This window comes from Aquincola agrisoli (assembly GCF_036621135.1).
Lineage (GTDB): Bacteria > Pseudomonadota > Gammaproteobacteria > Burkholderiales > Burkholderiaceae_C > Aquincola > Aquincola agrisoli.
Genome location: NZ_JAZIBG010000020.1, coordinates 83,232 through 101,937, shown reverse-complemented (window position 1 = coordinate 101,937; position 18,706 = coordinate 83,232). Strand labels below are relative to the sequence as shown.

At 70.9% G+C, this 18,706-nt stretch carries 19 protein-coding genes; 11 read left to right on the top strand and 8 right to left on the bottom strand.

What is annotated here, in order from left to right:
- Window positions 1–27: 27 nt before the first annotated feature.
- Window positions 28–1,584, bottom strand: a complete 1,557-nt coding sequence (murJ, locus tag V4F39_RS08365) for a murein biosynthesis integral membrane protein MurJ (protein ID WP_332288860.1) — start codon at window positions 1,582–1,584, stop codon at window positions 28–30.
- 127 nt (window positions 1,585–1,711) lie between these two features.
- On the opposite strand from murJ, the gene rpsT reads away from it, so the two are divergent.
- Window positions 1,712–2,023, top strand: coding sequence for a 30S ribosomal protein S20 (rpsT, locus tag V4F39_RS08360; protein ID WP_332288859.1), 312 nt, complete (start codon window positions 1,712–1,714; stop codon window positions 2,021–2,023).
- A 105-nt stretch (window positions 2,024–2,128) separates the two neighbouring features.
- Here rpsT and V4F39_RS08355 read toward each other — a convergent pair whose 3' ends face one another.
- Window positions 2,129–2,473, bottom strand: a complete 345-nt coding sequence (locus V4F39_RS08355; protein ID WP_332288858.1) for a DUF3579 domain-containing protein — start codon at window positions 2,471–2,473, stop codon at window positions 2,129–2,131.
- Window positions 2,474–2,699: 226 nt separating this feature from the next.
- Here V4F39_RS08355 and V4F39_RS08350 point away from each other — a divergent pair, with 226 nt between their 5' ends.
- Together V4F39_RS08350 and argF are read left to right on the top strand one after the other, a co-directional pair.
- Window positions 2,700–3,914 carry an aspartate aminotransferase family protein gene (locus V4F39_RS08350; protein ID WP_332288857.1) on the top strand — a complete coding sequence of 405 codons (1,215 nt, stop codon included), beginning with the start codon at window positions 2,700–2,702 and terminating at the stop codon, window positions 3,912–3,914.
- Window positions 3,911–4,843: an ornithine carbamoyltransferase gene (argF, locus tag V4F39_RS08345; protein WP_332288856.1), complete on the top strand. Its 933-nt coding sequence runs from the start codon at window positions 3,911–3,913 to the stop codon at window positions 4,841–4,843. The genes V4F39_RS08350 and argF overlap by 4 nt, the downstream gene beginning before the upstream one ends.
- 138 nt (window positions 4,844–4,981) lie before the next feature.
- Here argF and V4F39_RS08340 read toward each other — a convergent pair whose 3' ends face one another.
- The 4 genes from V4F39_RS08340 to V4F39_RS08325 all read right to left on the bottom strand — a co-directional run bounded on the left by V4F39_RS08340 (window position 4,982) and on the right by V4F39_RS08325 (window position 8,368).
- The gene (locus V4F39_RS08340) at window positions 4,982–5,488 is read right to left on the bottom strand and encodes an OmpA family protein (RefSeq protein WP_332288855.1); all 507 of its coding nucleotides are present in this window, start codon (window positions 5,486–5,488) and stop codon (window positions 4,982–4,984) included.
- Window positions 5,489–5,568: 80 nt separating this feature from the next.
- A complete protein-coding gene (locus V4F39_RS08335; protein WP_332288854.1) occupies window positions 5,569–6,234 on the bottom strand; it encodes an alpha/beta hydrolase in 666 nt (221 codons plus the stop codon).
- On the bottom strand, window positions 6,231–7,706 hold the full coding sequence (locus V4F39_RS08330; RefSeq protein WP_332288853.1) for a sensor histidine kinase: 1,476 nt from the start codon (window positions 7,704–7,706) through the stop codon (window positions 6,231–6,233). The genes V4F39_RS08335 and V4F39_RS08330 overlap by 4 nt, the downstream gene beginning before the upstream one ends.
- A complete protein-coding gene (locus V4F39_RS08325) occupies window positions 7,703–8,368 on the bottom strand; it encodes a response regulator transcription factor (protein WP_332288852.1) in 666 nt (221 codons plus the stop codon). Before V4F39_RS08325 ends, V4F39_RS08330 begins: the two co-directional genes overlap by 4 nt.
- A gap of 101 nt (window positions 8,369–8,469) precedes the next feature.
- Between V4F39_RS08325 and V4F39_RS08320 the strand changes: the two genes are divergently transcribed.
- The 3 genes from V4F39_RS08320 to V4F39_RS08310 all read left to right on the top strand — a co-directional run bounded on the left by V4F39_RS08320 (window position 8,470) and on the right by V4F39_RS08310 (window position 12,049).
- Entirely contained in the window at window positions 8,470–8,934 is a 465-nt protein-coding gene (locus V4F39_RS08320) for a tripartite tricarboxylate transporter TctB family protein (RefSeq protein WP_332288851.1), read from the top strand.
- Between the two features lie 10 nt (window positions 8,935–8,944).
- Complete coding sequence (locus tag V4F39_RS08315; RefSeq protein WP_332288850.1) at window positions 8,945–10,453, top strand: tripartite tricarboxylate transporter permease; 1,509 nt, start codon at window positions 8,945–8,947, stop codon at window positions 10,451–10,453.
- 171 nt (window positions 10,454–10,624) lie between these two features.
- Window positions 10,625–12,049 carry an MATE family efflux transporter gene (locus tag V4F39_RS08310; RefSeq protein WP_332288849.1) on the top strand — a complete coding sequence of 475 codons (1,425 nt, stop codon included), beginning with the start codon at window positions 10,625–10,627 and terminating at the stop codon, window positions 12,047–12,049.
- 9 nt (window positions 12,050–12,058) lie between these two features.
- On the opposite strand, the gene V4F39_RS08305 is transcribed toward V4F39_RS08310, so the two are convergent.
- Window positions 12,059–12,436, bottom strand: a complete 378-nt coding sequence (locus V4F39_RS08305; protein ID WP_332288848.1) for a PaaI family thioesterase — start codon at window positions 12,434–12,436, stop codon at window positions 12,059–12,061.
- Between the two features lie 32 nt (window positions 12,437–12,468).
- Window positions 12,469–13,431 (bottom strand): LysR family transcriptional regulator, encoded by a 963-nt coding sequence (locus tag V4F39_RS08300; protein WP_332288847.1) that lies wholly within the window; start codon window positions 13,429–13,431, stop codon window positions 12,469–12,471.
- A 100-nt stretch (window positions 13,432–13,531) separates the two neighbouring features.
- Between V4F39_RS08300 and V4F39_RS08295 the strand changes: the two genes are divergently transcribed.
- The 5 genes from V4F39_RS08295 to V4F39_RS08275 are packed head-to-tail and all read left to right on the top strand — an operon-like array spanning window position 13,532 to window position 18,691.
- Window positions 13,532–15,616 carry a 4-oxalomesaconate tautomerase gene (locus tag V4F39_RS08295; RefSeq protein WP_332288846.1) on the top strand — a complete coding sequence of 695 codons (2,085 nt, stop codon included), beginning with the start codon at window positions 13,532–13,534 and terminating at the stop codon, window positions 15,614–15,616.
- Between the two features lie 16 nt (window positions 15,617–15,632).
- A complete protein-coding gene (locus V4F39_RS08290; RefSeq protein ID WP_332288845.1) occupies window positions 15,633–15,788 on the top strand; it encodes a hypothetical protein in 156 nt (51 codons plus the stop codon).
- Between the two features lie 16 nt (window positions 15,789–15,804).
- Entirely contained in the window at window positions 15,805–16,680 is an 876-nt protein-coding gene (locus V4F39_RS08285) for an HTD2 family dehydratase (RefSeq protein WP_332288844.1), read from the top strand.
- A 14-nt stretch (window positions 16,681–16,694) separates the two neighbouring features.
- Entirely contained in the window at window positions 16,695–17,876 is a 1,182-nt protein-coding gene (locus V4F39_RS08280; RefSeq protein WP_332288843.1) for a CaiB/BaiF CoA transferase family protein, read from the top strand.
- Window positions 17,876–18,691, top strand: a complete 816-nt coding sequence (locus tag V4F39_RS08275) for an HpcH/HpaI aldolase/citrate lyase family protein (RefSeq protein WP_332288842.1) — start codon at window positions 17,876–17,878, stop codon at window positions 18,689–18,691. The genes V4F39_RS08280 and V4F39_RS08275 overlap by 1 nt, the downstream gene beginning before the upstream one ends.
- The last annotated feature ends 15 nt before the right edge of the window (window positions 18,692–18,706 follow it).

Genomic DNA, 18,706 nt, shown 5'->3' with positions numbered 1-18,706 from the left:
GGACCAGTGTAGGCGAAGGCCCCGCCGCTAGCGCTGCCGTGCGAGATGGCGCGGCCGCAGGCCCAGCAGCCCGAGCACCGCGAAGTACAGCGCCGCCGCGCCGCACAGCACGCCAGCCATCCACGCTGCGCGCAGGCCGGGCTGCTGCTGCAGGCCGATCCAGTCGATGCGCAGGGCCGCGAGCGCGAGCACGCCCCCCAGGGCCGCGGCGGCCGCGAACACCCGCAACATGAAAAGCCCCCAGCCCGCACGGGGGACGTACACGCCGAGCTTGCGCAGGCCGAAGAACAGCCAGCCCGCGTTCACCAACGCGCCCAGCCCGATCGACAGCGCCAGCCCGGCGTGGCCGAACCAGGGCACGAAGGCCAGGTTCATCAACTGCGTGGCCACCAGCACGACGATGGCGATCCGCACCGGCGTGCGGATGTCCTGGCGGGCGTAGAAGCCCGGCGCCAGCACCTTGACGGCCACCAGCCCCATCAACCCGACGCCGTAGCCCATCAGCGCGCCGACCGTCTGTTCCACATCACGGGCGCCGAACTGCCCATAGTGGAATAGCACGGCCACCAACGCCTGCGGGAACACGAGCAGCGCCACCGCACACGGCAGCGCGAAGAGCAGCACCAGCCGCAGCCCCCAGTCGAGCAGGCCCGAGTAGCCTTGGGTGTCGCCCCTCGCCTGTGCCGCCGACAACTGCGGCAGCAGCACCACGCCCAGCGCCACGCCGAGCAGGCCCGTCGGAAACTCCATCAGCCGGTCGGCATAAAACAGCCACGACACCGCGCCCACGCCGACGCGCGAGGCGATCTGCGTGTTGATCAGCAGCGAGAGCTGCGCCACCGACACGCCCACCAGCGCGGGCGCCATCTGCTTCAGCACGCGGCTGACGCCCGGGTGCCGCCAGGCCGCCTTCACCTTCCCCGGCAGCAGCCCGATGCGCGGCAGCGCGCCGATGCGCGACAGCGCCGGGGCCTGCACGGCCAGCTGCAACACGCCGCCGACCATCACCCCGGCGGCGATCGCGTAGATCGGCTCGATGCCCCATTGCTGGAACAGGGGCGCCAGCCACACCGCCGCGACGATCCACGCCAGGTTCAGCAGCACCGGCGTCAGCGCGGGCACGGTGAAGCGGCGCCACGTGTTGAGGATGCCGCCTGCCAGCGCGACGAGCGACATGAAGCCGATGTACGGGAACATCCATCGCGTCAGGCTGACGGCGCCGTCGAAGCGTTCCAACCCGGAGCCGATGGCCCAGACCAGCCACGGCGCCGCGGCGATGCCCACGACGACGGTGGCCACGAGCACCCAGAAAAGCATCGTCGCCACCGCGTCGATCAGGCGGTGGGTGGCTTCGTCGCCCTCCCGCTCGCGCGTGGCCGCCAGGATCGGCACGAACGCCTGGGAGAACGCCCCTTCCGCGAACAGCCGGCGCAGCAGGTTCGGAATGCGGAAGGCGACGTTGAAGGCGTCGGTCCAGGCACTTGCGCCGAACGCGCCGGCCATCAACTGGTCGCGCACCAGCCCGGTGACCCGGGAGGCGAGCGTGAGCAGGGAAACGGTCGAGGCGGCCTTGAAAAGGTTCACGTAGGAGGCTGTTGATTCGAGGAGACGCCGCGCGGGCCGGGCCGGGCCGGCTGGCGGGCGATTATGCCGCCCTGTCACAGCGTGCTATACTCGTCGTCTTTGCACCACCCGGGCAACCCAAAATACCATGGCAACCTCTTCCAAAGCCAAGAAGAAGACCGTCCGCCTCGCCTCCGGCCGCAAGCGCGCGCGCCAGGACGTGAAGCTGAACGCCGCGAACACCGCGCTGCGCTCCAAGTTCCGCACCGTCATCAAGAACGTCCAGAAGGCCGTTGTTGCTGGCGACAAGGCCAAGGCCACCGAACTCTTCCAGCTCGCCCAGAGCGTCATCGACTCGGTGGCGGACAAGGGCATGTTCCACAAGAACAAGGCCGCCCGCCACAAGAGCCGCCTGTCGGCGAAGGTCAAGGCGCTTTCGGCTCCGGCCGCTGCGGCCTGATAGCCGGCAACCGGGTGGTTTGACCAAAAAGGGCCTGCACTGCAGGCCCTTTTTGCATGGGGCGCCGCCGTCGTGCAGCGCGCCACCGCCCCGCGACGCAGCCGCCTACCGCGGCGCCCCGCCCGGCACGTCGGGCAGCACGCACACCTCGGCCACCTGCAGGTCGTTGTCGCGGGCGAAGTTCATCACGAAGTCCCAGGCCATCGGCTCGAGCTCCTTCAGCGCCTCGCTGACCAGCACCGCCTTCACGTTGCCGACCGACGTCGGAACGCAATAGGGCGAATACCCGATCCGTGCCCCAGGCCCGCCGACGTTTCCCCCCGGCCGGAAACACGACATCGCGCCCGCCAAACGCTCGGCCCAATCACTGGGGCGGAAGGTACGCCCCTCCTTGGTCAGGCCCTGAACGACAAATTCGCGCGGCTTCGATGGGGGTTGGGATGGGTTCATGCACGGATGGGAGGCAGCGGGACGCGCGGGCACGGGCTCGCGGCGGCCGCTATTGTGCCTTGAGGCTGCTGCGGCGCAGCAAGGGAGCCGGGGCCAGCCGCCCCGTCCGCCGCAGCCGCGGGCGACCCTTAGAATCCGGCCCCTCTTGCTCGCCGAGCGCGCCTCCAGGGCCTTCGGCGGCGAGCGTTCCCTCTAGATTGAGCATTCCCCACCGCTGGAGCCTGCGATGACCGCCACCGACAACGCCCTGCCGACCGAGCCGCACGTGATGAACACCTACGGCCGCCTGCCGATCGCGCTGTCGCACGGCCGAGGCTGCTGGGTGTGGGACACGCAGGGCCGCAAGTACCTCGACGGCCTGGGCGGCATCGCCGTCAACACGCTCGGCCACGCGCATCCCAAGCTCGTGCCCGCGCTGCAGGACCAGATCGCCAAGCTGATCCACTCGTCCAACTACTACCACGTGCCGCTGCAGGAGCAGCTCGCCGCCAAGCTCACCGAGCTGTCGGGCCTGACCAACGCCTTCTTCTGCTCGACCGGCCTGGAAGCCAACGAGGCAGCGATCAAGATCGCGCGCAAGTACGGCCACGACAAGGGCATCGACACGCCCGAGATCATCGTCTACGAGAAGGCCTTCCACGGCCGCTCGATCGCTACCCTGTCGGCCACCGGCAACCCCAAGGTGCAGGCCGGCTTCGGGCCGCTCGTGGAGGGCTTCATCCGGGTGCCGCTGAACGACCTGGCGGCGGTGGAGGAAGTGGCGCGCACGCGCCCCAACGTCGTGGCCGTGTTCCTGGAGGTCATCCAGGGCGAAGGCGGCATCAACCCCGCACGTGTCGACTACCTGAAGTCGCTGCGCCGCCTGTGCGACGAACGCGGCTGGCTGCTGATGCTCGACGAGGTGCAGTGCGGCATCGGCCGCACCGGCAAGTGGTTCGCGCACCAGTGGGCCGACATCAAGCCCGACGTCATGCCGCTGGCCAAGGGCCTGGGCTCCGGCGTGCCGGTCGGCGCGGTGGTGTGCGGCCCGAAGGCCGCCCATGTGTTCGGCCCCGGCAACCACGGCACGACCTTCGGCGGCAACCCGCTGGCGATGCGCGCCGGCGTCGAGACGCTGCGCCTGATGGAGGAAGAAAACCTCCTGGAAAACGCCGCGCGCGTGGGCGGCCTGCTGCGCGCCGGCCTGGAGCGCGAGCTGGAAGGTGTCGAAGGCTTCGTCGAGATCCGCGGCCAGGGCCTGATGCTGGGCATCGAGCTCGACCGCCCCTGCGGCGACCTGCTGCGCATCGCCTGTGAAAACGGACTGCTGCTCAGCGTCACGGCCGACCGCGTCGTGCGCCTCGTGCCCTCGCTGATCCTCAGCGCCGAGGAGGCCGCGCAGATCGTTGCCATCCTGTGCCCGCTGATCAAGCGCTTCCTCGCCGATACGCCCAAGCCATGAAGCCCGGGATGAGCCTGATGAAGCACTACCTGCAGTTCAAGGATCTCCGGGCCGAGGAATACGCCTACCTGTTCGACCGCGCCTCCACGATCAAGAAGCGCTTCAAGAACTACGAGAAGTACACGCCGCTCGCCGACCGCACGCTGGCGATGATCTTCGAGAAGGCCAGCACGCGCACCCGCGTGAGCTTCGAGGCCGGCATGTACCAGATGGGCGGCTCGGTGGTGCACCTCACCACCGGCGACAGCCAGCTCGGCCGCGCCGAGCCCATCGAGGACAGCGCACGCGTCATCAGCCGCATGGTCGACCTGGTGATGATCCGCACGTTCGAGCAGACGAAGATCGAGCGCTTCGCCGCGCACTCGCGCGTGCCAGTGATCAACGGGCTGACCAACGAGTACCACCCCTGCCAGATCCTGGCCGACATCTTCACCTTCATCGAGCACCGGGGTTCGATCCAGGGCAAGGTCGTCGCGTGGGTGGGCGACGGGAACAACATGGCCAACACCTGGTTGCAGGCGGCCGAGATCCTCGGCTTCACCGTCCACGTGAGCACGCCCGGCGGCTACGAGGTCGACCCGGCCGTGGCCGGCGTGAAGGATGCGGGCTGCTACCGAGTCTTCGCCGACCCGAAGGAAGCCTGCCGCGGTGCGCACCTCGTCACCACCGACGTGTGGACCAGCATGGGCTACGAGGCCGAAAACGAGGCGCGCCGCAAGGCCTTCGCCGACTGGTGCGTCGATGCCGACATGATGGCCGCGGCCCAGCCCGACGCGCTCTTCATGCACTGCCTGCCCGCGCACCGCGGCGAAGAGGTCACCGCCGAGGTGATCGACGGCCCGCAGTCGGTGGTGTGGGACGAAGCGGAGAACCGCATGCACGTGCAGAAGGTGTTGATGGAGTACCTGCTGCTCGGCCGGATTGGTTGAGCCCACCCCCATAGCGCCTTAGGCGCTCCCCCTCGAGGGGACAACACCAGCGGGGACCGGCGAAGCCGGAGATGGCGCCCAATAGAAAGCCGGGCTCTCGGGCCCGGCTTTTTTATTGGAATGCGCTGATTGCCGCGATCACTCGATCACGCGCAGTTCCACGCGGCGGGCTTCCTGTTCGGTGCCGGTGCCGGTGGTGACCTCGGGTTTGCGCAGCGCGATGCGCGAGGTGTCGATGCCCGCGGCCGCCAGGGCGGCGCGGGCCGAAAGCGCACGCTGCTTGGCCAGTTCGGCGTTACGGCCGGCGTCGCCGGTGGCATCGTGGAAGCCCGAGAGCACCACCCTGCGGGAAGGCACCGTCACCAGGGCCTGCACGACCTTGCCCAGCTCGACGGCGGCATCGGCGGGCAGCGCGGCCTGCGCGGTCTCGAAGAACAGCGTGCCGACCAGTTCGCCTTCGAGCGGGCCCTCGATCAGCACCACCTCCTCGACCACCACCACCGCGGCGGCCGGCGACGCGGCAGCCGTGCCGCGCAGCTGGCGCACCACCATCGCGCTGATCACGCTGATGATCACGAGGGCGACGACGCCAAAGGTGATCCACAGACCCACGCGCGTGGTGTCGTCCTTGTCTTCCTGGTACATGTCGAGCGCCCCTCGTTGCAGCCGAATTCGGTAGAGCCCGCGATTCTAGCCAGCCGGGGCACCCGCCCAGCGCCCCCCGGTCAGCCGAGCACGCGCAGCAGCCAGGCGTTCAGGTCGGCCACCTCCTGCGCGCACACCGAGTGCTGCATCGGGTACTCGTGCCATTCGACGTCGTAGCCCTGGACCTTCAGCGCGTCGCGCGTCGCCAGCGCACGACTGATGGGGATCACGCCGTCGCTGCTGCCATGGGCCTGGAAGATCGGCACGAGCCGGTTCGCGTCGTGGCGCTCGGCCTCGAGCCGGTCCGCCAGCGGCAGGTAGCCCGACAGGCCGGCGATGCCGCCCAACCGCTCCGGATAGCGCAGCCCGGTCATCAGCGACATCGCGCAGCCTTGCGAGAAGCCCGACAGCACGATGCGGTTCGCCGGCACGCCCCGCTCGCGCTCGCTGTCGATCAGCGCAGCGACCTGCTGCTGCGATGCCCGCAGGCCCGCCTCGTCCTCGCGGCGCGCGAGATCGGCCCCGAGGATGTCGTACCAGGCGCGCATCACGTAGCCGCCGTTGATCGTCACCGGCATCGTCGGCGCATTCGGGAACACGAAGCGCACCGCGCCCAGGGCACGCAGGTCCAGCTCGCGCACGAAGGGCACGAAGTCGTTGCCGTCGGCGCCCAGGCCGTGCAGCACGATCAAGGTGGTACCGGGGTCGTCGCCGGTCTGGTGTTCGATGGTGTCGAGCTGGCTCATGGTGTGGAGGGGTCGTCGATCGGAGAAACGGCGATCGTATGCGCAGGCGAGGCGTCGGCCGCGAAAGCCAGCTGCACGCAGGTGCCCTGCCCTTGCGGACCCGGCCCGACCGACAGGGCCGCGCCCAACAGCTGCGCGTAGCGCGAAACGATCGCCAGGCCCAGGCCGGCGCCCTCGCCCAGCCGCCGGCCCGCACCGCCCTGCTGCCAGCGCGCGAGCAGCCTCGCCGGGTCCGCCGCCGCCATGCCGGGCCCGTTGTCCACCACCGACAGCAGCACGCGGCCGGCGTCGTCGTGCAGCGCCACCGTCACCTGCGGCACGCTGCCGTCGGCGGGCCGGCCGTAGCGCAGCGCGTTGTCCAGCAGGTTCTGCAGGGCGCCTTCCAGCAGCGCCGCATCGCCCTGCACGCGCACCGTGTCGTCCACGCCCTGCGCGCCGAGGTCGACGCCGGCCGCGTCGGCCCGCGGCATGGCCGCCACCAGCACCCGCCGCACCACCTCGTCGAGCGCCACCGGCTGCAGCACGATCGCGCCCGGCGACTCGTCGGCCAGCGCGATCGCCAGCAACTGGTCGACCAGCCGGCTGGCGCGCGCCTCGCTCTGCGCGATGCCCTGCAGCTGCTCGCGCCAGCGTGCGGGATCGCTGCTCGCCAGGCCGTACTCGGCCAGCGCACGGATGCCGGCCAGCGGCGTGCGCAGCTCGTGCGCCACGTTGCCGGAGAACTCGCGCTGGCTGCGCAGCGCCGCGCTCAGGCGCTGCATCAACGCGTCGACGGAATGCACGAGGCGGTCGACGTCGTGCGTGCTCGCAGGCACGTGCAGCGGCCGCAGATCGGCCGCGTCGCGGCGGTTCAGCTCGGACTGCAGCGCGGCGATGGGCTGCACGTCGACCTGGATCGCCCGCCGCAGCCACACGCCCAGCGCGATCAGCAGCAGCACCTGCGGCGCGGTGGAATACAGCAGCATGCGGCGCAGCAGTGCGCCGCGGTAGCGGGTGGTCTGCGCCAGCACCAGCGTGAAGGGCTGCGGCGAGTGGCGCACCAGCGCCACCGCACGAAGATCCTCGTCGTCGAGCGACAGGTCGGCGAACTCGTACGGCTGCCCGGGCTGGTGGCGCTCCACCTGCAGCCGCGCATCGCCGGCCACCAGGCTGCCGTCCATCCGCCGCACCGCGAAGAACACCGACTCCGACTGGTCGAACAGCACCGCGCGCAGCTCGTCCACCGTGAGGTCGACACGCAGGCTGCCGTCATGTTCCTGGGTCACGCTGGCGGCCAGCCCGAGCGCGTCGTCCATCAGCGCGCGGTCGAAGACGGCGGCGGCGAAGTACGAGCCCACCGCGGCTGCCGCCACGCTGCCGGCGAGCCACACGATCGCCAACGGCACCAGCACGCGGCGCGCCAGCCGGCCGTCGAGGCTGGGCAGGCCGCCGAGCACCGCCCGGACCGGCCGCAAGGCACGCCGCCGGATCACGCCTCGGGCTCGAGCACGTAGCCCAGGCCGCGCATCGTGCGGATGGCCGCCCCGCTGCCGGCGAGCCGCTTGCGCAGGCGCGAGATGAAGACCTCCAGCGCGTTGTCGCCCAGCGCCTCGTCGAGCGCCGACAGCTTCTCCGACAGCGCGCGCTTGGCCACCACGCGGCCCGGCGGCGTCATCAGCTCCCACAGCACCTCGAACTCGCGCGCGGGCATCTCCAGCGGCTCGGCGCCAAGCTGGAAGCGGCGCGCCTGCCGGTCGAGCATCAGCGTGCCCAACTGCACGCGGTCGCCGGTGCCGCTGGCGCGGCGCACCAGCGCACGCAGCCGCGCCTCCACCTCGGCCAGCTCGAAGGGCTTGCCGAGGTAGTCGTCCGCGCCGGCATCGAGGCCGGCGATGCGCTCCTCGGTACGGTTGCGGGCGGTCAGCACCAGCACCGGCGTGTTGTCGCCGCGGCCGCGCGCCTCGCGCAGCGCGGTGATGCCGCTGCCGTCGCCGAGGTTGATGTCGAGCAGCACCGCATCGAAGGGCTGCTCTCGCCACAGCAGCCGCGTGTGCGCCAGCGAGCCCACGGCATCGACGCGATGGCCGGCGGCTTCGAGGCTTTTGCAGATCACGCCGCAGAGCACGGCATCGTCTTCGGCCAACAGGATACGCACTTGTACTTACTCGCTTGGTCAGGCGGCGGTCAGGTGCCTGGGAGGATAAACGCGGCCGTCATCAATGCATTGGATCGGATGCGACCGAAGGAGACTGGATGTTGAGTATCAAGAACCACAAGGACTTCTGGGCAGGGCTGATGTTCCTCGTCGTGGGCATCGCCTTCGCGTGGGGCGCCACGAACTACAGCTTCGGCTCGTCCGCCCGGCCCGGGCCGGGCTACTTCCCGTTCGGCCTCGGGCTGCTGCTGGCCGTCCTCGGCGCGGTCGAGGTGCTGAAGGCGCTGGCGATCGACACCGGCGACGACAACGCCATCGGCGCCTTCGCCTGGCGGCCGCTGCTGACCGTCACCGGCGCGGTGCTGATCTTCGGCTTCACGCTGCCGACGCTGGGCATGGCCATCGCGCTGCCGCTGCTGGTGATCGTCTCCTCGTTCGCCGGCGACGAGTTCAACTGGAAAGAGGTGATCGCGGACGCCGCCATCCTCACCATCGGCAGCTGGGCCGTGTTCGACTGGGGCTTGAACCTGGTCATCCCGATCTGGCCCACCTTCCTCGGCCAGTGAGGCAGGCACCATGGACCTGATCCACAACCTCGGCATGGGGTTCAGCGTCGCCTTCACGATGCAGAACCTGCTCTATGCCTTCGGCGGCGCGCTGCTCGGCACGCTGATCGGCGTGCTGCCCGGCCTGGGGCCGGTGGCGACCATCGCGATGCTGCTGCCGTCGGTGTACGCGCTCGACGCAACGCCGGCGCTCATCATGCTGGCCGGCATCTACTACGGCGCGCAGTACGGCGGCTCCACCACCGCCATCCTGATCAACGTGCCGGGCGAGTCCAGCTCGGTCGTCACCGCGATCGACGGCTACCAGATGGCCCGCCAGGGGCGTGCCGGCCCCGCGCTCGCCGCCGCCGGCCTGGGCTCGTTCTTCGCCGGCTGCGTGGGCACCATCGTCATCGCGGCGTTCGCGCCGCCGCTGACGGAGCTGGCCTTCAAGTTCGGCCCGGCGGAGTACTTCTCGCTGATGGTGCTGGGCCTGATCGGCGCGGTGGTGCTGGCCTCGGGCTCGCTCGTCAAGGCCATCTCGATGATCATCCTGGGCCTGCTGCTCGGGCAGATCAACACCGACGTGATCTCGGGCACGCCCCGCTTCTCGTTCGACATCCCCGAGCTGACCGACGGCATCGACTTCGTCGCGATCGCGATGGGCGTATTCGGCTTCGGCGAGATCATCGCCAACCTCGGCCAGCCGGCCGAGAAGCGGGAGGTCTTCACCCGCGACGTGAAGGGCCTCTGGCCGACCAGGCAGGACTTCAAGGACGCGGCGCCTTCCGTGCTGCGCGGCACGGCGCTCGGCTCCATCCTGGGCGTGCTGCCCGGCGGCGGGGCGCTGCTGTCGTCGTTCGCGTCGTACACGCTCGAGAAGAAGATCGTCAAGAGGCCGAGCGTGCCCTTCGGCAAGGGCGCGATCCAGGGCGTGGCCGGTCCCGAGTCGGCCAACAACGCCGGCGCGCAGACCAGCTTCATCCCGATGCTGACGCTGGGCATCCCGCCCAACGCGGTGATGGCGCTGATGGTGGGCGCGATGACCATCAAGGGCATCCAGCCCGGCCCGCAGGTGATGTCGAGCAACCCCGAGCTGTTCTGGGGCCTGATCGCATCGATGTGGGTCGGCAACCTGATGCTGATCATCCTGAACCTGCCGCTGATCGGCATCTGGATCAAGCTGCTGACGGTGCCCTACCGCTTCCTGTTCCCGGCCATCATGGTGTTCTGCTGCATCGGCCTCTACACGCTGAACAACAACAACTTCAACGTGTACATGGGCGCGGGCTTCGCGGTCGTCGGCTACATCTTCTACAAGCTGGGCTGCGAGCCGGCGCCGCTGCTGCTGGGCTTCATCCTGGGGCCGATGATGGAAGAGAACCTGCGGCGCGCGCTGCTGCTGTCGCGCGGCGACTGGTCGACCTTCGCGACCCGTCCGCTCTCGGCCGGCCTGCTGCTCGCCGCGGCGCTGCTGATCGTCATCGTGATGCTGCCCTCGATCAAGAAGAAGCGCGAAGAGGCCTTCCAGGAAGACTGACCGATCCTCCCCGACGCCCTCCCCGGGCGTCACCCTTCGCCCCGGCGCGGCCCGACCGCCCCGGGGCTTTTTTTCGCCGGGGCGCCGCTGGCGCCCCCCAGCACTGCAAGCCTGGGTAGAAGGTGGTAGCCTGTCGGAAATGACGGCCGTCATATTTCAGGAGCCCGACCGATGACCCCGCCCGCCACGCGTGCCGACCTCGATCCCCGCACGCGCCGGCTGCTCGAAGGGCCGATCGCGCCCACGCTGCTGCGCCTGGGCGCGCCCAACGTGCTGGTGATGTTCGCGCAGGCCGGCGTCGGCCTGGTCGAGACCTACTTCATCGGCCAACTCGGCACCGACGCCCTCGCCGGCGTGTCGGTCGTCTTTCCCGTCGTGATGCTGATGCAGATGATGTCGGCCGGCGCGATGGGGGGTGGCATCGCCTCGGCCATCGCCCGCGCATTGGGCGCACGCCGCCGCGACGACGCCAATGCCCTGGTGCTGCATGCCGCGCTGATCGCGATCGGCTTCGGCATCGTGTTCATGCTGGCGGTGCTGTTCGGCGGGCGGGCGCTGTATGCGCAGATGGGCGCCAGCGGCGCCGCGCTCGAAGCGGCCATGGTCTATTCCAACTGGGTGTTCGCGGGGGCCGTGCTGATCTGGCTCTTCAACGCGCTGGCCGCGGTGATCCGCGGCACCGGCAACATGGCGGTGCAGGCCGCGGTGATCTGCATCGGCGCGCTGCTGCTGGTGCCGCTGTCGCCGGCGCTCATCTTCGGCTGGGGTCCGCTGCCGGCGATGGGCATCGCGGGCGGCGCGGTGGCGCTGCTGCTGTACTACGCCGTCGGCTCGCTGGTGCTGCTGGGCTACCTGGCCTCGTCGCGCAGCCTGCTGCGCCCGTCCTGGCGCGGCGTGCCGCTGCGCTGGCCGCTGTTCCGCGCGATCCTAGGCGTGGGGCTGGCCGCGGCCGTGTCCGCGGCCGCCACCAACATCGCCATCGGCATCGCCACCGCGCTGGTGGGCCGCTTCGGCCCGGCGGCCATCGCCGGCTACGGCACCGGCGCGCGGCTCGAATACCTGCTCGTCCCGCTCGTCTTCGGCTTCGGGGCGCCGCTGGTGGCGATGGTCGGCACCTGCATCGGCGCAGGTCAGCGCGAGCGCGCGCTGCGCGCGACGTGGATCGGCGCGGGCCTGGCGGTGGCCATCACCGAGACCATCGGCCTCGCCGCGGCACTGTGGCCGCACGCCTGGCTCGGCCTCTTCGGCACCGACCCCGCGATGCTGGAGGCCGGCGCCGCCTACCTGCGCACCGTGGGTCCGCTGTACGGCTTCTTCGGCCTGGGGCTGGTGCTTTATTTCGCGTCGCAGGGCGCGGGCCGCCTGGGTTGGCCGGTGGCGGGCAACATCGCCCGCCTGGCCGTGGCCGGCCTCGGCGGGCTGCTGGCGCTGCACCAGGGCTGGGGGCTCGCGGCCGTGTTCGCGGCCCAGGGTGCGGCCCTGGTGGTGTACGGCCTCGTCAACGCCCTCACCATCGCGGGGGGCGCCTGGTTCGGCCGGGTCGGCTGGCCCTGCACGCCGGCGCGGCTGATGCAGCGCATCGCGCCCGGCGCATGACGGCCGCCGCTACGAGCGCTTGAACGTACCCTGCGCGGTGGCCACGAGCCGGCCGTCCGCGGTGCGCAGCTCGGCGCTCGCGAAGTAGATGCGCCGGCCACCGCCGGTCACCCGTCCTTCGGCGATCAGCAGGCCTTCCTGCGCCCTGGCGTGGTAGCTGATGCTGAGCATCAGCGTCAACGCGTTCACCGGCTGGCCGTCGGCATCGGTGATCAGGCCGGCGTAGCCGCAGGCCGCGTCGAGCAGCGTGGCGGTCACGCCGCCCTGCAGGCTCGACTGGCGGTTCAGGTGCCGCGGCTCGATGTCGAGCTCGAGGCGGCAGAACCCGGTTTCCCAGGCCACGAGCCGGGTGCCGAGGTGTTCGAGGAAGGCGTTGGCGATGTCCATGCGAGGCTCCGCGGTGGCGTCGGGTGCCGACGCTACCGCACACCGGCCGCCCGCGCAGGCCCGCGCCGCAGCGCCTTCGCCGACGTCTTCGCCGAGGCCTGCGCCGATTCCAGCTCCGCGAAGAAGTCGAACAGCTGCTGCGCCGCGGGCGAGAGCGGCCGGCCCCGCCGGCGGATCAGACCCACGCGCCGCGTGACCACCGGCTCCTCGAGCGGCACGCTCACCAGCAGCGGATGGTCCTTGCCCGGCATCGCCAGCGACGGCACCACCGACACCCCCAGCCCCGCCTCCACCAGCCCCAGCAGCGTCGTGACGTGCTGCGCCTCGTACAGGCTCTGCGGACGCCCAGCCACGCCGGCCAGCGCCTGGTCGATCAGCAGCCGGTTGCCCGACGACTGGCTGATGCCGATGTAGTCGTGCGCGGCCAGCTCCTGCCAGGTCACCCGGCGCTTGCGCGCCAGCGGATGGTCGCGCCGGCAGGCGGCGACGAAGCGCTCCTCCAGCAGCGTCGTGAACTCGATGTCGGGCTCCTGCCCGCCGATGAAGTTGAGCCCGAAGTCCGCCTCGCTGCGCGAGACCGCGCCCAGCACGTCGTTGGCACTGGCGTCCATCACCTTCACGCGGATCTTCGGGTAGGTCTCGCGGTAGCGGCGGATCACCTGCGACAGGTAGTAGTAGACGGTCGACGGCACGCAGGCGATCGTCACCTCGCCCATGCGCGTGGCGGCCACGCCGCGGATGCCCAGCAGCGTGCCGTCCAGGTCGTCGAGCAGCTGCTGCACCTTGCGCGCGAAGTCGCGGCCCACGGCCGTCAGGCTCACGCGGCGCGTGGTGCGTTCGAGCAGGCGCACGCCCAGCGCCTCCTCCAGCTTCTCGATGCGGCGGCTGAACGCCGGCTGCGAGATGTGCACCGCCTCGGCCGCACGGCGGAAGTTGCCCAGCTCGGCCACCGCGCGGAAGGCCAGCAGGTCGTTCAGGTCGAAGTTGATGGCCATGGCGTCGCTCGGCAGGGGAGTTCCATTGATCGACAGTGTGGATCAATCGATACCAACTCTGCAATTCACATGCATCTATCTCGCGTCCATGATTCACCCCATGGCACAGCTCACCCTCCCTTGCGTCCTGATGCGCGCCGGCACCTCGCGGGGCCCGTTCTTCCTGCGCGAATGGCTGCCCGCCGACGACCTGGCCCGCGACCAGGCGCTGATCGGCGCGATCGGCGCCTCCGACCTGCTGCAGGTGGACGGCGTGGGTGGCGGCAGCACGCTCACCAGCAAGGTGGCCATCGTTTCTCGCTCCAGCCAGCCCGATTGCGACGTGGACTACCTCTTCGCGCAGGTCGGCGTCGGCCAGCAGTCGGTCGACATGCGGCCCAACTGCGGGAACATGCTCTCGGGCGTTGCGCCCTTCGCCATCGAGCAGGGCCTGGTGCCCGCCGCCGACGGCACCACCACCGTGCGCGTGTTCAACGTCAACACCCGCTCGCGCATCGACGTGACGGTGCAGACGCCCGGCCGCCGCGTCGCCTACGAAGGGCAGACCCGCATCGACGGCGTGGCCGGCACGGCGGCGCCGATCCAGCTCGACTTCCTCGACGCCTGGGGCGCCGTCACCGGCTCGGTGTTTCCCACCGGCCGGCGCATCGACGTGATCGAAGGGACGCCCGTCACCTGCATCGACGCGGCCATGCCGCTGATGGTCGTGCACGCCGCGAGCCTGGGCGTGAGCGGCCGCGAATCCCCGGCGCAGCTCGATGCCGACGGCGCGCTGCTCGACCGGATCGAGGCGCTGCGCCGCCAGGCCGGTGAACTGATGGGCCTGGGCGACGTGCGCGACAGCGTGATCCCCAAGCCGGTGATCGTCAGCGCCGGCGACGACGCCGACAGCATCACCTCGCGCTACTTCACCCCCAAACGCTGCCATGCCTCGCACGCCGTCACCGGCGCGATCGGCGTCGCCGCCGCGTTCTCGCTGCCGGGCACGGTGGCCAGCGCCGCGCGCATCGCCAGCGGCGCCCGCAACGTGCTGGTGCTGCACCCGCAGGGGCGCATCGACGTCGCGGTCGAGATCGACGGCGAAGGCGACGACGCCCGCATCCGGCGCGCCGCCCTGGTGCGCACCGCGCGAAAGATTTTCGAAGGGGAGATCCACATCCCCGACTACGTGTTCTCTAAACCCCTGGACGGAGACAAACCCGTGAAGAAGTTGATCGCCCCCCTCGTGGCCGCCACCCTGGCCGCTGCCGCCCCTGCCGTCGCCCTGGCGCAAGCCGCAGCGGCACCCCCCTATCCGACCAAGACGATCACCATCGTCGTGCCCACCGCGGCGGGCGGCGCCAACGACGCGATGGCCCGCACCATCGCGCAGAAGCTCGGGCCGATGCTGGGCCAGACGATCATCATCGACAACCGGGCGGGCGCCAACGGCTCGATCGCCAGCGAGTTCGTGGCCCGCGCCGCGCCCGACGGCCACACGCTGATGCTCGGCTACATCGCCACGCACAGCATGAACCCGGCGCTGCAGAAGCTGCGCTACGACCCGGTGAAGGACTTCGAACCCATCGGACTGGTGGCCTACTCGCCGACCCTGATGGTGGCCAACACCAGCGTGCCGGTCAAGGACGTGCGCGACCTCGTGGCCCAGCTCAAGGCCAAGCCGGACAAGTACAGCTACGCCTCGGCCGGCAACGGCACTGCGCCGCATTTCGCGGCCGAGCTGTTCAAGCTCAACGCCAAGGTCGTGATGCTGGGCGTGCCGTACAAGGGGTCGGCACCGGCGGTGAACGACACCATCGCCGGCCAGACCGACTTCATGTTCCCCAGCCTGTACACGGCCTCCACCCATGTGAAGAACGGCAAGCTGCGCGCGCTGGCCGTGGCCGGCCCGAGCCGGGTGCCCAGCATGCCCGACGTGCCCACGCTGAAGGAGGCCGGCGTCGATGGCGTCGACGTCACGCAGTGGTACGCGCTGTTCGCGCCGGCCAAGACGCCCAAGGCCGTGATCGAGAAGCTGAACAAGGCCGTCAACGAAGTGCTGGCCGACAAGGAGACCGCCAAGCGCATCGAGGACCACGGCGCCGACGTGCAGACCAGCACGCCGGCCGAATTGGGCGATCTCGTGAAGTCGGAGCTGGTCAAGTGGAAGCGCGTGGTGACCGAGGCCCGCCTGACGGCCGACTGAGCAGGGAGCCGGCAAGATGAAAACCATCCCGTCCCTCGCCCTCGGCCTGCTCGGTGCGGCCGTGCTGCTGCCGGCCTCGGCCCAGTCGAGCGTGATCCCCGGCGGCCCGGCCGGCCTGCGGGGCGGGGCCTCGTCCACCGCGGCGGAAGCCGGCGTGCGCCACAACTTCTGAACTCCGGAAGCCACCCATGACCCGCCTCTCCACCCCTTCCGAGACGATCGACCTCGCCGCCTGGATCGGCCGCAGCGAGACCGTGCACGACCTCATCGGCGCCACGCCGGTGGCGGCGCTCAACGCCACGCTCGACCACCCCGCCCAGCCGGTCGAACCCGGCATGCCGCTGCCGCCGCTCTGGCACTGGCTCTACTTCCTGCCGCTGCACCGCCAGTCGGAGATCGGCGCCGACGGCCACGCCAAGCGCGGCGGCTTCCTGCCGCCGGTGCCGCTGCCGCGCCGCATGTGGGCCGGCAGCCAGTTCGAGTTCCGCTCGCCGCTGCGGGTGGGCGACCGCGTGGCGCGCACGTCCACCATCGACGACGTGCGCCTGAAGGAGGGCCGGACCGGACGGCTCGTCTTCGTAAAGGTGCGCCACGAGCTGCGCGTGGAGGGCGCAGCCGAGCCGGCGCTGGTCGAGTTTCACGACATCGTCTACCGCGACGCGCAGCAGCCCGGCGACGTGCCGCCGCCGCCGCAGGCCGCGCCCGGCGCTGCGGTGTGGCGCCGCGAGATCGTGCCGGACGACGTGCTGCTCTTCCGCTACTCGGCGCTCACCTTCAACGGCCACCGGATCCACTACGACCGCCGCTACGTCACGCAGGTCGAGGGCTACCCGGGCCTCATCGTGCACGGCCCGCTGATCGCGACGCTGCTGCTCGACCTGCTGCGCCGCGAACGGCCCGGCGCGGAGGTGGCCGCGTTCACGTTCAAGGCCGTTCGGCCCACCTTCGACCTGCACCCGTTCCGCGTGCAGGGCACGCCGTCGGCCGACGGCCGCAGCGTGCACCTCTGGGCCAGCGACCACGAAGGCTGGCTGACGATGGACGCCACCGCGCTGCTCCGCTGAAGAAAGCCTGCCGCATGCAACCGCTCAAAGGCCTCACGGTCGTCACCCTCGAACACGCCATCGCGGCGCCGTTCTGCACCCGGCAGCTCGCCGACCTGGGCGCGCGTGTCATCAAGATCGAACGCCCCGGCGTGGGCGACTTCGCCCGCAACTACGACACACGCGTGCGCGGCCTCGCCTCGCACTTCGTCTGGACCAACCGTTCCAAGGAAAGCCTCACGCTCGACGTCAAGCACCCCCAGGCGGCGCAGGTGCTCGAGCGCCTCGTGCTGGAGAAGGCCGACGTGGTGGTCCAGAACCTGGCGCCCGGGGCCGCCGCGCGCCTGGGCCTCGGCTACGAGGCGCTGGCCGCCCGGAAGCCGTCGATCATCGTCTGCGACATCTCGGGCTACGGCGCCGACGGCCCGTACCGCGACAAGAAGGCCTACGACCTGCTCATCCAGAGCGAAGCGGGCTTCGTCTCGGTCACCGGCACGGCCGAGGAGCCCTGCAAGGCAGGCCCGTCGATCGCCGACATCGCGGCGGGCATGTACGCCTACACCAACATCCTCGCCGCGCTGCTGCAGCGGGCGCAGACCGGCCGGGGGCAGCACATCGACATCTCGATGCTGGAAGCGCTGTCCGAGTGGACGAGCTACCCGCTGTACTACGCGTTCGACGGCGCGCCGCCGCCGCCGCGCACCGGTGCGGCACACGCGACCATCTACCCCTACGGCCCCTTCCCGACCGGCGCGGACGACGGCAGCGTGATGCTCGGCCTGCAGAACGAACGCGAATGGGTCAGCTTCTGCGACAAGGTGCTGCTGCAGCCCGCGCTGGCGCGAGACGAGCGCTTCGCGGGGAACGCCCGGCGTGTCGCCAGCCGTGCCGCGCTGCGCGAGATCATCGTGCAGGCGTTCGCGCCGCTGACGGCGCCGCAGGTCGTCGAACGGCTGGAAGCGGCGCAGATCGCCAACGCCCGCGTCAACACGATGCAGGACGTGTGGGAGCACCCCCAGCTGAAGGCGCGGCAGCGTTGGCGCGAGATCGGCTCGCCGGCCGGCCCGTTGCCCGCGATGCTGCCGCCCGGCTCGTGGCAGGAGGGCCCCCGCATGGACCCGGTGCCTGCGCTGGGCGAGCACACCGACGCCATCCTGCGTGAGCTGGGTGTCGATCCCGAGACCGTGGCGGCGCTGCGCGCCGCGGTAGCGATCTGATGGATCCGCGCACCTACCTGTTCGTGCCCGGCAACCGCCCCGAGCGCTTCGCCAAGGCCCTCGCCAGCGGCGCGGACGCCGTGGTCCTCGACCTGGAGGATGCCGTCGCGCCGGCATCGAAGCGCGAGGCGCGCGATGCGATCGCGCGCTGGTGCGAAGCGGCTCACGAGGCAGACCGCGCCCGGGTCGCGGTGCGCATCAACGACGTGCTGTCGAGCGAGATCGCGGAAGACCTCCGGCTGCTGCGCGACGCCCGCATCGCGCAGGTCATGCTGCCGAAGGCCGAAGCCGCCGCGCACGTGCGCCGGGTTCGCGCCGAGCTGCCGCAGGCGCAGGTGCTCGCGCTCGTCGAAACCGCACGCGGCGTCGCGCAGGCCGCCGACGTCGCCGGTGCCGACGGCGTCATCCGCCTGGCGTTCGGCACGCTCGACTTCGCGCTGGACCTCGGCCTGGACCTCGCCGAAGGCCCCGACGGCCTGGCGCATGCGGCCGGCGTGCTGGCCCTGGCCTCGCGCGTGGCCGGCCTGGCGGCGCCGGTGGCGGGCGTCACGCCGCAACTCGACGACGAGCCGCGCCTGCTGCAAGACCTCGCCTGGGCGCGCTGCCGGGGATTCGGCGCCAAGCTGTGCATCCATCCGCGCCAGATCGCACCCCTTCACGCCGCGCTGGCCCCTTCGCCGGAGCAACTCGCCTGGGCCCGGCGCGTGATGGCCGCCGAGGCGGCCTCGCCGGGCGCGGCGCAACTCGACGGCCAGATGGTCGACCAGCCCGTCGTCCTCCAGGCCCGCCGCACGCTGCAACGCGCAGGTGCCTGACTTCATCGCCTTCCC